Origin of the sequence: Shewanella sp. 10B (assembly GCF_023475885.1) — a bacterium.
In the GTDB taxonomy this organism is placed as follows: Bacteria; Pseudomonadota; Gammaproteobacteria; order Enterobacterales; family Shewanellaceae; genus Shewanella; species Shewanella mangrovisoli.
Genome location: NZ_JAMDJO010000002.1, coordinates 293,881 through 307,091, shown reverse-complemented (window position 1 = coordinate 307,091; position 13,211 = coordinate 293,881). Strand labels below are relative to the sequence as shown.

12 protein-coding genes are annotated in these 13,211 nt (G+C 49.1%); 2 read left to right on the top strand and 10 right to left on the bottom strand.

Annotation, left to right across the window (positions count from 1 at the left end):
- Positions 1 to 4 precede the first annotated feature (4 nt).
- Genes holA through leuS form a run of 3 tightly spaced genes read right to left on the bottom strand, consistent with a single transcriptional unit; the run spans position 5 to position 4,222 of the window.
- The gene (gene holA / locus M0415_RS08845) at positions 5 to 1,036 is read right to left on the bottom strand and encodes a DNA polymerase III subunit delta (RefSeq protein WP_249554285.1); all 1,032 of its coding nucleotides are present in this window, start codon (positions 1,034 to 1,036) and stop codon (positions 5 to 7) included.
- Positions 1,037 to 1,088: 52 nt separating this feature from the next.
- Positions 1,089 to 1,583, bottom strand: a complete 495-nt coding sequence (locus M0415_RS08840; RefSeq protein WP_011621788.1) for an LPS-assembly lipoprotein LptE — start codon at positions 1,581 to 1,583, stop codon at positions 1,089 to 1,091.
- Positions 1,584 to 1,642: 59 nt separating this feature from the next.
- The gene (leuS, locus tag M0415_RS08835; RefSeq protein WP_249554287.1) at positions 1,643 to 4,222 is read right to left on the bottom strand and encodes a leucine--tRNA ligase; all 2,580 of its coding nucleotides are present in this window, start codon (positions 4,220 to 4,222) and stop codon (positions 1,643 to 1,645) included.
- A 121-nt stretch (positions 4,223 to 4,343) separates the two neighbouring features.
- Between leuS and M0415_RS08830 the strand changes: the two genes are divergently transcribed.
- Positions 4,344 to 4,844, top strand: coding sequence for a zinc ribbon-containing protein (locus tag M0415_RS08830; RefSeq protein ID WP_011621790.1), 501 nt, complete (start codon positions 4,344 to 4,346; stop codon positions 4,842 to 4,844).
- 56 nt (positions 4,845 to 4,900) lie between these two features.
- Here the strand turns inward: M0415_RS08830 and M0415_RS08825 are convergent, their stop codons facing one another.
- The 7 genes from M0415_RS08825 to M0415_RS08795 all read right to left on the bottom strand — a co-directional run bounded on the left by M0415_RS08825 (position 4,901) and on the right by M0415_RS08795 (position 11,592).
- Positions 4,901 to 5,395, bottom strand: a complete 495-nt coding sequence (locus tag M0415_RS08825; protein ID WP_249554289.1) for a type II secretion system protein — start codon at positions 5,393 to 5,395, stop codon at positions 4,901 to 4,903.
- Positions 5,396 to 5,403: 8 nt separating this feature from the next.
- Positions 5,404 to 6,960 (bottom strand): apolipoprotein N-acyltransferase, encoded by a 1,557-nt coding sequence (gene lnt, locus M0415_RS08820; RefSeq protein WP_249554291.1) that lies wholly within the window; start codon positions 6,958 to 6,960, stop codon positions 5,404 to 5,406.
- A gap of 42 nt (positions 6,961 to 7,002) precedes the next feature.
- Positions 7,003 to 7,878: a CNNM family magnesium/cobalt transport protein CorC gene (gene corC, locus M0415_RS08815; protein ID WP_011716122.1), complete on the bottom strand. Its 876-nt coding sequence runs from the start codon at positions 7,876 to 7,878 to the stop codon at positions 7,003 to 7,005.
- A gap of 39 nt (positions 7,879 to 7,917) precedes the next feature.
- Positions 7,918 to 8,379: an rRNA maturation RNase YbeY gene (gene ybeY, locus M0415_RS08810; RefSeq protein ID WP_023268295.1), complete on the bottom strand. Its 462-nt coding sequence runs from the start codon at positions 8,377 to 8,379 to the stop codon at positions 7,918 to 7,920.
- Complete coding sequence (locus M0415_RS08805) at positions 8,369 to 9,433, bottom strand: PhoH family protein (RefSeq protein ID WP_088210888.1); 1,065 nt, start codon at positions 9,431 to 9,433, stop codon at positions 8,369 to 8,371. The genes ybeY and M0415_RS08805 overlap by 11 nt, the downstream gene beginning before the upstream one ends.
- Positions 9,434 to 9,695: 262 nt before the next feature.
- Entirely contained in the window at positions 9,696 to 11,120 is a 1,425-nt protein-coding gene (miaB, locus tag M0415_RS08800; RefSeq protein WP_089068288.1) for a tRNA (N6-isopentenyl adenosine(37)-C2)-methylthiotransferase MiaB, read from the bottom strand.
- Between the two features lie 139 nt (positions 11,121 to 11,259).
- Positions 11,260 to 11,592: a hypothetical protein gene (locus M0415_RS08795; RefSeq protein WP_249554293.1), complete on the bottom strand. Its 333-nt coding sequence runs from the start codon at positions 11,590 to 11,592 to the stop codon at positions 11,260 to 11,262.
- Between the two features lie 348 nt (positions 11,593 to 11,940).
- On the opposite strand from M0415_RS08795, the gene M0415_RS08790 reads away from it, so the two are divergent.
- Positions 11,941 to 13,167: an FAD-dependent monooxygenase gene (locus tag M0415_RS08790; RefSeq protein ID WP_249554298.1), complete on the top strand. Its 1,227-nt coding sequence runs from the start codon at positions 11,941 to 11,943 to the stop codon at positions 13,165 to 13,167.
- Positions 13,168 to 13,211 lie beyond the last annotated feature (44 nt).

Sequence of the window (13,211 nt, the reverse complement as noted above, 5' to 3'; positions counted from 1 at the left end):
TGCCTTAATCTAAGCTGATATGGGCCAAATGGCCGTGGGCCTTGGGATCGAATAATAAGCACAGGTGGCTGAGCCCTGTCCAATCTTCATGGCCTAATTGCTTAAGGTTCAGCTCTAGCTTAGACGCGAAGGAAAGCATATGTTCGATTTGGGTGAGGCTTAAGCGCTGCAACGCGGTTTGATACAAGGGTTTGCGTTTATCCCAAATTCGATGTTTGCCAAAGAGGCTATTTAAGGGCGCGCCTTGGGCCTGTTCACTCTTGAGGCTGAGCAGTAACTGCAGCTCTTTAAACAAAGCCCAGAGTAAAATCGGCATGGCCGTACCTTCACCGTTGAGCTGGGCCAGCATATGCTGGGCACTGTCTTGACGATTATTCAGCAGTGCATCGGTGAGCTGAAACACGGTAAAGCGGGATTGATCTTCAAAGTAATGGCTTAATTCGTCGGCACCGATAGGCTGGCTTGGGCTTAACAGTTGTAGCAACTGCATGGCCTGATCGGCGGCGAGTAAATTCCCTTCATAGAGGGAGTACAGCATAGCGCGCGCATCGGGCTGTAAATTCAGCTTAAAGTGCGCGATACGTGAGTCGAGCCAACGTCTGAATTGGTCGCCCTCTGGCGTGGTGCAGGGCAAATAAATCCCTAAGCTATCTAAGGTTTTGAACCACTTGCTATTGGTTTGCTCGCTGGCGAGTTTTGGACCTTCGAGGATCAGCAGTACATCGGGATTAGGCGTTTGCAGTAACGCTTGTAGCGCCGCCGAACCGTCTGCACCGGGTTTTGCGTTGGGGAGTGTTAGCTCAATAATGCGCCGGCTAGAAAACAGGCTCATGGATTGCCATTCTTGGGTCAAGTCACCCCAGTTAAAACCCGTTTCTTGAATTAACTGAACGCGCTCTTCAAATCCTTGGCGTTTGGCCGCTTGGCGGATCTGATCCTTGGAGGTTTCGAGCAACCAAGGATCATCACCAAAAATCAGGTAGCAAGCGTGAAGCGGATTGAGATGACGGGAGAGTTGATCAGGATAAACGCGCATTTAAACCACTCTCCACATTTTATTGCAGTGCCACATTAATTTGGACCCTGCATTAATTCACCTCTGTGCTGGCCATGGATTGCAGGATCCGGTCGGCCGCTTGGATACGCATTTCTTTGACTAACAGTTCCATCTCACGGCTTTTAGCCAGTGCAGTGCGAGGATCGTCTAAGTAATCACGGCGAATTTCAATCTTGAAAGGCTGTGCCTCTTTGCCCGGCAAGGCCACGGCAAACTCGACGAAATAGATAAGCTCATACTCGGCCACATTGCCCGTAGGGTAAAGCGACAGGGTCGAACGCTCTAAGGAGTCGGTGATGAGCCTTAACACTGGCACATCATTGGCGGCATCGACAATCTTGACGTTGTTCAAACGTAACCGCTCACGCACCAAACGGGTGAGTTCGCTGTATTCGTCCGAGCTACTCAAACTGAGTTGATTGAGCTGCTCGGGGATTTGATAGCTACGTTGAAGCTTAAAACCGCAACCTGCGCTGGTCATAATGACCAGCGCCATGATTGCGAAAGCTAAGCGTTTAATTAGCATAAGTTTTCGCGGTTTCCTGTTTGTCTTGTGGACAGCATCCGTTTATCACAGCAACGATGTTAGTTGGCAACGATGCTGAGCAGTTTACCGGGTACATAGATAACTTTACGAACCGTAACACCATCTAAGTACTTGATGACTTGCTCGTCCGCCATACCCAAGGCTTCAACTGATGCTTGGTCAGCATCGGCTGCGACTGTGATCTTAGCGCGCACTTTACCGTTCACTTGTACCACGATGAGTTTGCTGTCTTCTACCAGTGCAGATTCATCGACAACTGGCCATTGGCTGTCTTCGATGCTGTTGGTGTTGCCCAACTCATTCCACAGGGTAAAGCTCACGTGTGGGATGATTGGGTACAGTAAACGCACTACCGCAGTTAAGGCTTCGCCGATAATGGCTCGGTCTTGACCTGTGGTTTGTGGCGCTTTTTGCAGGTGGTTCATCAGTTCCATCACGGCGGCAACCGCAGTGTTGAACATTTGACGACGGCCGATATCATCGGTCACCTTAGCGATAGTCTTGTGTACTTCACGGCGCAGTGCTTTTTGCTCGCTAGTTAATTTGCTAACGTCTAACGCTTCGCTGTTGTCCTGCGCCACATAATCGCTGGCCAGTTTCCACAGACGTTTGATAAAGCGGTGCGCGCCCTCAACGCCTGACTCTTGCCATTCCAGCGTTAATTCTGGTGGAGAGGCGAACATCATAAACAGACGTACTGTGTCGGCGCCGTATTTCTCTACCATCACCTGAGGGTCGATACCGTTGTTTTTCGACTTAGACATCTTGCTCATACCGGTGTAAACCAGTTCGTTACCGTCTTTGTCGATAGCCTTAGTGATACGGCCCTTGTCGTCTTTTTCTGTGGTCACTACATCCAGCGGCGACACCCATACACGGGCACCTTTTTCGTTGGTGTAGTAGAAAGCATCGGCCAATACCATACCCTGAGTCAGCAGTTGTTTTGCTGGCTCGTTAGTGTTTACTAGACCCGCGTCACGCAGCAACTTGTGGAAGAAACGGAAGTATAACAAGTGCATACAGGCGTGTTCGATACCACCAATGTACTGATCCACGGGTAACCAGTAGTTAGCCTTGGTTGGATCTAACATTTGGTCAGCCTGCGGGCTGCAGTAACGGGCGTAATACCAAGAAGATTCCATAAAGGTATCGAAGGTATCGGTTTCGCGCAGTGCGTCTTGGCCATTAACTTGGGTTTTTGCCCATTCTTTATCGGCCTTGATAGGGCTTTGGATACCGTCCATCACTACATCTTCTGGCAGAATAACTGGCAGTTGATCTTCTGGTGTTGGAATAACAGTACCGTCGGCTAAGGTCACCATAGGAATTGGTGCGCCCCAGTAACGCTGGCGTGATACGCCCCAGTCGCGTAGGCGATAGTTCACTTGGCGCTTGCCTTTACCTTCAGCCACTAACTTGTCGGCGATGGCATTGAATGCGCCGTCGAAGTCTAAACCGTCGAACTCGCCAGAGTTAAACAGTACGCCTTTTTCGGTGTAAGCTGCTTCGCTAATGTCTAACTCGCCGTCAACAGGTTTGATAACCGCTTCAATGGCTAAGTTGTACTTTTTCGCAAATTCGTAATCACGTTGGTCGTGACCTGGAACAGACATCACAGCGCCGGTGCCATAGTTCATCAGTACGAAGTTAGCTGCCCAAATGGGCACTTGTTTGCCAGTGATTGGGTGAATGGCGTATAGGCCAGTCGCGACACCACGTTTTTCCATGGTGGCTAAATCGGCTTCAGACGTGGTGCTGTTTTTGCACTCTTCAACGAACTGCGCAAGCTCAGGGTTATTTTGAGCCGCTAATTCCGCTAATGGGTGACCCGCAGCAATCGCCACATAGGTTACGCCCATCAGGGTATCTGGACGGGTAGTGTAAATGTCGAATGACTTGTCGCTACCCGCTACACCGAAGGTCATTTCCACGCCTTCGCTGCGACCAATCCAGTTGCGCTGCATGGTCTTAACTTGTTCAGGCCAGCCGTCTAAAGTGTCGATGTCGTTTAACAGTTCTTCGGCGTAGGCGGTGATCTTAATGAACCACTGTGGAATTTCTTTTTGTTCTACAGGGGTATCACAACGCCAGCAGCAACCGTCTTGTACTTGCTCGTTAGCCAGTACGGTTTCATCGTTAGGGCACCAGTTAACAGAAGCGGTTTTCTTGTAAACTAAGCCTTTTTCGTACAGTTTAGTGAAGAACCATTGTTCCCAGCGGTAATATTCTGGGGTACAAGTGGCGATTTCACGGCTCCAGTCGTAGCCAAAACCCAGCAGTTTTAGCTGGTTTTTCATGTACTCAATGTTTTGATAAGTCCATGGTGCTGGAGCGGTTTTGTTGTTGATTGCGGCGTTTTCTGCAGGCAAACCGAAAGAGTCCCAACCGATAGGTTGTAGCACGTTTTTGCCTTGAAGACGCTGGAAGCGGGCAACCACATCGCCTATGGTATAGTTGCGAACGTGTCCCATGTGGAGTCGACCTGAAGGATAGGGGAACATCGAAAGGCAATAAAACTTTTCTTTGTTCGCATCTTCAGTAACTTCAAAGGTTTTGTTGTCGTGCCAGTGCTTTTGCACTAAGGCTTCAATTTCTGAGGGATTATATTGCTCTTGCATCACGCTATTTCCGGCAGTGCCGCCTATTTATTTGATCTAACGCCATATCGACGCGAATAAGATCTGCATAGAATAAACTAGAAGCGATGCATTAAAAAGGTTCTATGAAGGAGTATTGGTTATGAATGATAGAAGTAGTGCGCTACTAGGACTGTATCAAGCCTTAATTAACGAAGTGAAAGCGCAATTTGCGGAAGATAACTCGCTGACTGCAAAGAATTTATTTAAGTCTGTCACTCAAGGGAAGGAGTTTTTACGCCTCAAAGAACAAGCGGGGGAAGATGAGCTCGCCTTAGTGGAGCAATTCTTAAAGCGTGATATTGCCAGCTTTTTGCGTGAGCAAAACGCCGATAGCTTAAGTCACAGCCCAACGGTGATCACCCTAGAAAATACTCTATGGCATTGGTTAAGTGAAATCACTGACCGTAGCCAAGTGGAGTGGCACGAGTTGACGCAAGATTTTAAACACCATGGTTATTACCAGAGCGGCGATATCGTCAGCCAAGGGGTGATGGTGTGCACTAACTGCGGCCATGAAATGAGTATCGAGTTCCCGGGAGTGATCCCAGATTGCCCCGAGTGTGACCATGAAGAGTTTACCCGCGAGGCGTTAACGCCTTAGTCTTGCGGTTGTGCTAGAAATAAAAAACGACGCTTAGCGTCGTTTTTTATGCATCATCAACAGCCTTGGACATTGATATCGTAAAGCGGTGGTGTGCTGGCATCGGCGGCTTGGGTGTAACGGAAATAACACTGATCGTCGTCGACTAAGGTATCGTCATTCAAGTCGTAACCAATGTAAGTGATATCAATACCTTGATATTGAATGACGAGTTTATCGTCTTTCACAATCCATTTTTCGATATCGGTATTGTCTAGATATCCCCACTTCAGGCGGGTTTCTGCCTCGCCATTGCCATCGAGGTCGATGTCGATAATATCGTCACGGCCCACAACGGCTTGGCTCTGTAAGCTCGGCATTTGGGTCTTGGAATAGGCTAAGGTATTGGCGGTTTTAACGCTGGCTTGGAGTTGCAGTAGGCTTTTTTCTCGCGCCTCTTTACTCATGCCGATAAATTTCGGTGCCGCGATAACCGCTAAAATCCCCAGCACGATAATAACGACCACGAGTTCGATTAAGGTAAAGCCTTGAGTGTGTTTTTGATTAATCATTTCAAATTCTATTGCTGTTTTTTACGACGAATAAAACCGAGTAACAGGAGCGCACCACAGAGCAGTAGCAGCGGCGTTTGGCCGATTTTCGCAAACCAGGTTTGGCCTGTGACCAGTGGAATCGTCGCGCTCAGCACGCCCGTTTCAAATTGCGGCAGTGCAGCTGTGATATTGCCATTCTCATCGACAACCGCGGTCACGCCGTTATTGGTGGCGCGCACTAGAGGACGGCCCAATTCGATGGCGCGCATTTGGGCAATTTCCATATGCTGCAACGGGCCATTTGAGCTACCAAACCACGCATCATTCGATACGGTTAATAGCAGATCCGTACCGAGGTTAACACTGTCACGCAGTTGCTCTGGGAAGGCGATTTCATAACAAATTGCTGGAGCAATTTTATGACCTACGGCGCTCAAATTAGGCTGTTGATAATCGCCCCGCGCGAAGGAAGACATGGGCAGATTGAAGAAAGGCGCAATCGGGCGCAGTAAAGCTTGAAAGGGCACAAATTCGCCGATAGGCAGTAGATGGTGTTTCTTAAACTGGTTGCTGCCATCCCTCTCATAATCGGGCGTGTCTTGCTGCTTCTGATTATGGTTACCCAGCACTATCAAAGAGTTATAAAACTCGTCCTGTTGACGGCTAATAATCCCCGTAATGATTGAAGTGTGATTAAGGTTGGCGACCTTGTTGGCATTATCCAAAAAGTCTTGCACTTGGTAGTCTGGTGCAGGGATCGCAGCTTCTGGCCAGACGATAATGTCGGCGTCAAAGTGCTCACGGGATAAATCCATGTATTTCAATAGGGTTGGCCAGAGCGCCTCGGGTTCCCATTTCATACTCTGGGGGATATTACCCTGAACAAGGGCAACTTTGACTGACTCGCCTGTTGGCTTAATTTGCGTTAGCTTTGGGGCAACCCAGGCCGCGACTGCGATGATCGGCAGTAAAATCAACAGGCTTTTGTAGCGCTTGCTAAAACACAGAGCCAAGGCGCCAGCGAGCATCGCAATTAAGCAACTGAGTCCCAAGGCGCCAATGATACTTGCGAGTTCCTTTAATGGACCTTGGGTTTGGGAGTAGCCGGCCCAGATCCAAGGAAATCCCGTCATCACCCAGCCTCTGGCCCATTCGGTTAAGACCCAAAGCGCGGGGAAGAGTAATAGATTACGCCATAACGAGGGCGTATTAGTGCGAGTCAACCACGCTAAACCGAGGCCCGTTAAGGCCGGATAGAGGGCTAAATAGAGGGCTAACAGCGCCATTAGCCCCACTGAGGCGGCTAAGGGGAGGCCACCGAAGGTGTCCATACTGACATGCACCCAACTGATCCCAACGGCAAAACAGCCAAAACCAAAGCTTAACCAATGGAAGAAGCTGACTTTAGGACCCAAGGAGCCACTCAGCCACAGGGCTAAGGCCATGGCGACGGGATAGATAATCCACAAGGAATAGGGGGCAAAGGAAAGCGCCGTACTGGCGCCTAAAATAAACGCCAGCACGAGCCGTAACGCGCTCAGTCGGGACTTTTGTTGGGCAAAAGCCCGAATCTTAGTTAGCACGGATAATTCTTCTTACACTGAGCGTTATTCTTACGCAGAGGGTTATTCTACGTCTTCACCGACATTGGGGTCGGGGAGTTTAACTCTGAGTTGGATTAAGCGTCTGGTATCGGCATTGATGACTTTAAATTCAATACCTTCGATCATAATGCTCTCATTACGCTCCGGCAGATGACCAAAGGCATGGGACACTAAACCACCGACGGTATCAAACTCTTCATCGCTGAAGTGAGTATTAAACTCTTCGTTAAAATCCTCGATAGGCGTCAACGCTTTCACCATGTAGACAGTGTTACCGACCTTGCGGATCTCTGTGTCTTCAGGGCTATCGTGGTCGAATTCGTCTTCAATCTCACCGACGATTTCTTCGAGAATATCTTCAATGGTTACCAGACCCGATACTCCGCCGTATTCGTCGACGACAATCGCCATATGGTAACGCTGGGAGCGGAATTCTTTGAGTAGCACGTCGACGCGTTTGCTCTCAGGCACAACGACGGCGGGGCGGATCACGCGCTCAAGGGAGAAGGGTTCTTCACTGTTTGAGAAACCATAAGGGATCAAATCTTTAGCCAGTAAAATGCCTTCGATATGGTCCTTATCTTCGTTTACCACAGGGAAGCGAGAATGGCCTGAACCTATAACCGTTGCGAGCAATTCTTCGACTGTATTGTCGATTTGAATCGCGACAATTTGAGCTCGTGGGATCATAATATCCCGAACACGCATATCAGAAACTTCTAATACACCTTTGATCATTTCGCGGGTGTCTTCGGTGATTAACTCGCGCTGCTCTGCGCCATCAATCACATCGACTAAGTCTTCGCGATTTTGAGGTTCGCCCTGAAATAACTGACTTACTCTGTCAAACCAGCCTTTCTTTTGGGCGCTCGTACTCGGGGGGATATCGTCACTCATAGTTTTCTCATTAACTTTGATGCTTGGCACCGCGGTTAATTATTGTTCCTTATATGGGTCAGTAAAACCTAAGCTTTCAATGAGTTGAGTCTCTAACGACTCCATCTCTTCGGCTTCTTCGTCTTCAATGTGATCATAACCTAGCAGATGCAGGCAACCATGTACAACCATGTGTGCCCAATGGGCTTCTAGGGTTTTATCTTGTTCACGCGCTTCATTTTCAACGACTGCGGCACAAATGACAAGATCTCCAAGCAGTGGAAGTTCAATTTCTGGCGGTGCTTCAAAGGGAAACGACAACACATTGGTGGGTTTGTCTTTGCCTCTGTAGGTGCTGTTTAGCATTTGGCTTTCACGGGCATCGACGATGCGGATGGTCAGCTCCGCCTGTTCCATGCTGTTACCAATGGCGGTTTTTACCCAGAGGGCAAACTGCTCTTCGCTCGGCAGATAGTCACTCGCCGTGGCGTATTGCACATCTAAGGCTAAATCAAGACTCATGCTTTAAAACTTCCGGTTGCGTTTGTGGGTGCGCTTGTTGATAGTCGCGGCGCTCTTTTTCGGCCTTTAATGCCTGCTCTTTACGATCGTAAGCATCATAGGCTTCGACAATCCGAGCAACCACTGGGTGACGCACTACGTCTTGGGACACGAAGAAGTTAAAGCTGATTTCCTCAACTTGGCTCAGGACTTCAATAGCGTGGCGCAGACCCGACTTAACATGTTTGGGTAAGTCTGTCTGGGTGATGTCGCCCGTGATCACCGCGCGTGAGTTAAAGCCAATACGGGTTAAGAACATCTTCATCTGTTCGACCGTGGTGTTTTGGCTCTCATCGAGAATAATAAAGGCATCGTTTAGGGTGCGACCACGCATATAGGCGAGTGGCGCCACTTCGATGACGTTTTTCTCTATTAAGCGTTCCACCTTTTCAAAGCCGAGCATTTCGAACAAGGCATCATAAAGTGGGCGCAGGTAAGGGTCGACTTTCTGGCTTAAATCGCCGGGTAAGAAGCCGAGTTTTTCCCCTGCTTCAACCGCGGGGCGGGTGAGCAGAATCCGGCGCACTTCTTGACGCTCTAATGCATCAACGGCGGCGGCCACTGCTAAATAGGTTTTACCCGTTCCCGCAGGGCCAATACCAAAGGTAATATCGTGGCGAACAATATTGGCCACATAGGTGCTTTGGTTGGGGTTACGCGGTTTAATCACACCACGGCGGGTTTTGATAAATAAGGCTTTATCGTCACCGCTGTCGTCCTGCTCTAAGGCGATGGCTTCTTGGATTGCCAAGTGCACTTGTTCTGGATCGAGATCCGGCGTGCTGCCCTTGACCGTTTGGGTTTCGATATAGAGCTGCTTAAGTAAGTTATTAGCACTTAAACAGTTACGTGGCAGTCCGGTAATTTGAAAATGGTTGTTTTTACGGACTATCTCAACGCCAACGCGACGCTCAATCTGTTTGATATTGTCATCGAAGGGACCGCACAGCGAGGCCAAACGGCGGGTTTCTGCGGGTTCGAGATACAGATTCATTGTGGTTAATTTACTGGACAAATAGTACTCCTATTGTCAAATACCAAGCAAAGTGCTGAGTAAAAAGCCTAGTGCGATGCCTGTTTGCTATCGCAGTCTCTAATCAGAAGATAATCTCAGTTTACGAGCCATAGCGGATAATTGCTAACGGAAAATCGTTAAGCCCAAGGGTTTTGAATAGCTGCTCTATAGAAGGCAAAAGGACACAAAACAAAAAGGGCGACACTGAGGTTAACTAACCATGTCGCCCTGATATAGGTGCTACTCGCTAAATTTTAAACCCTTAAGGCTTAAATTGTGTCACACCGAGATCGTCATCCTGTTTGTGTTTCGCCAGAATATCCGATGGGCGCAGGTTGCGGCGCAGATCCATTTCATCTTCACCGCGGATAAATTTACCGCGCAGTGAGTTAGTGTAAACGTCAACAATTTCGACATCCACAAAGCTACCAATGTGCTTTGGCAGGCCTTCGAAGTTGACGACACGGTTGTTTTCGGTGCGGCCGCGCAGCTCCATAGGATTTTTCACCGATGGGCCTTCAACCAGAATACGTTGTACTGTGCCCATCATATGGCGGCTGTAACGCATGGCTTGTTGAGTGATACGGTCTTGCAGAATCGCCAGACGTTGTTTTTTCTCTTCCATATCAACGTCATCGGGTAAATCTGCCGCAGGAGTACCTGGGCGCGCACTGTAGATAAAGCTAAAGCTGTGGTCGAACGCCACATCTTCAATCAACTTCATGGTATCGGCGAAGTCTTCTTTGGTTTCGCCGGGGAAGCCAATGATAAAGTCAGAGCTGATTTGGATATCAGGACGGGCTTTGCGCAGACGGCGGATGATTGACTTGTACTCAATCGCCATATGGCCACGCTTCATTGCAGTCAGAATGCGGTCAGAACCGGATTGCACAGGTAAGTGCAGGAAGCTGACTAATTCAGGGGTATCTTCGTAAACGTCAATAATGTCCTGCGTAAATTCAATCGGGTGACTGGTGGTGAAGCGAATACGGTCGATACCGTCGATTGCGGCAACATAGCGTAATAGCTCGGCAAAGGTACAAATGCCGCCGTCGTGGGTTGCACCACGGTAGGCGTTAACGTTTTGACCGAGCAGGTTGACTTCGCGCACACCTTGTTCTGCCAGTTGGGCAATCTCGAGGATGATGTCGTCCGATGGACGGCTGACTTCTTCACCACGGGTATAAGGCACCACGCAGAATGAACAGTACTTGCTGCAACCTTCCATGATAGACACAAACGCCGTTGGGCCTTCGGCGCGCGGTTCTGGTAGACGGTCAAATTTTTCGATTTCAGGGAAGCTCACGTCGATCACGGCCTTTTCGCCACGACGTACTTGGTCGATCATATCCGGCAGACGGTGCAGTGTCTGTGGTCCAAAAATGATGTCGACGCATTGAGCACGGTCTTTGATCGCCTTACCTTCCTGCGATGCAACACAACCACCCACACCAATGATCAGATCGGGATTTTTATCTTTAAGGGTTTTCCAACGACCTAACTGATGGAACACTTTTTCCTGCGCTTTTTCGCGGATAGAACAAGTGTTTAGCAGTAGAATGTCCGCTTCTTCTGCTTCTTCAGTCAAGGTGTAACCTTGGTATTCGCCTAAAAGATCCGCCATCTTGGATGAGTCATACTCATTCATTTGACAGCCCCAAGTTTTAATATGGAGTTTTTTGCTCATCAGTTGTGTTGCCCTACGCTGCCCAGTAAATATGTGCCCAAGCTGCCTTTGCCCTGTTACAGACAAATCCGGCCGCCCAGTAAAAATAGCGCGACATTTTACCCGCAGTTATGGCCGCTGACCAGCTTTGTCCACATTTTTACTCGCTAATCCCTTGAGATTGTGATACCCACAAAGAAGCTAGGTTTATCCCAGCTGATGAGTTTTGTGCGAGGGATGGTTGGCTAAATTGGGCCGCATTTGCCATTTCTAACAAGCTATTACGGGCTTGAATGCTAATGTCTTCACGGATTTCGAGTCGAAATACGCTCAACATTTCCGTGGTATGTAGATATAGGGCATAATCGAGCGGGTCGCGGTAACTGACTGTGATGGTTTCCATCACGGGTGTTGCCGCCAAGGCATGACTAAATGGGATTGCGCTGCAAATCAGTAGACTACTGGCTATCTGCAAGTGGATGAGTGTTTTCATGACATCCTCACTAACTCTGTTAAGTGGATTCACTGGTAACTCGTCCCGAACGGCTAGGGCTCGCTAAGTGAGAAGCTAATCGGCTTATCCCGCAGACCGCCTGAGATCCCCGCGGGGTTGCCTTAGAGTGTAGTGGCTTTGCCAAGGCTGAAAACTTGCCTTTGTAAGCAACTGTGAGCAAATGCGCCCCTAGCAACATTTGCTCACCTTTGAGCTGAAATTGACATGCTTTTGATACAATGCCCGTGATCAGAGTGATGCGCTTTAAGCTTGAGGCTTAAGTTCGAGCTCTGCTAAGAGTAAAGTGCGTCAGATAAATGGAAAGAATTCTAAAGAGTGGTAACTAAGATGAGCCAAGCGATAAGCCAAACACAGCAACCAAGCCAGACAACCACAGATACTCAACAATTTGATGTGATCCTTGTCGGTGGCGGTATGGTGGGCGCGGCAACGGCTATCGGGCTGGCGAAGCAAGGGTTACAGGTGGCGGTGATTGAATCATTCGCCCCCGAGGCTTATTCCCCCGAGCAGCCATTAGATGTGCGCGTGTCGGCGATAAGCGTGGCCTCTGAACAGTTACTCGAGCAGCTAGGCGCGCTCGAGAGTCTGCTTAAAATGCGTAATGTGCCTTATCTGGGCTTAGAAACCTGGGAGCTTGATGGCTGCATTACTCAATTCCATAGCTCACAAATTGGTGCGAGCCATTTAGGGCATATTGTAGAAAACCGCTTGGTGCAACTTGCCCTGTGGGAGCAAATGCAGCAATGGGATGCGATTAAATTGTTTTGCCCCGAGCGAGTGGCGACATTTTCGCGCCTCTCAGGCGGGGTGAGCGTACACTTACAATCCGGTATCAAGCTTGAGGCAAAGCTGCTCATCGGGGCCGATGGTGCGAACTCTCAAGTACGCCAATGGGCGGGGATTGGCATTTCGGGGTGGGACTATGCCCAATCGGCGATGCTGATTAATATCCAAACCGCCCAAGGCCAGCAAGATGTCACTTGGCAACAATTTACCCCTAACGGCCCGCGCTCGTTATTACCTCTACCCGGCAATCATGCGTCGTTAGTCTGGTATGATGATGCCAATCGCATTAAACAGTTAATGCAGCTGAATCATAAGCAGCTTGCCGACCAAATCCGCCAGCATTTTCCCGCTCGCTTAGACAGTGACTTTACTGTCGAAGCCAAAGGCAGTTTTGCGCTGACACGCCGCCACGCGAATGCCTATTTTAAGCCGAATGTGGTGATTTTAGGGGATGCGGCGCACACCATTAATCCGTTGGCGGGCCAAGGGGTTAACCTCGGCTTTAAAGATGTCGAGGCCTTACTGGCGGTCATCAGGTCTGCATTAACCGAGGATAAACCTTGGTGGTCCACCGAGGTATTAAAAGCCTATCAAGCTAAACGTTATCGCGATAATCAATTGATGATGACGACCATGGATGTGTTTTACGCAGGCTTTAGTAACGACATTCTGCCACTTAAATTACTGCGTAACGGCGCGTTAAAACTGGCCAATATTAACTCCCCCATCAAGCGAACCGTGCTGAAGTATGCGATGGGGCTCAATTAGGCCACATCGTGAGTGCTGACTCACTCGGCATTTGTTGACTTACG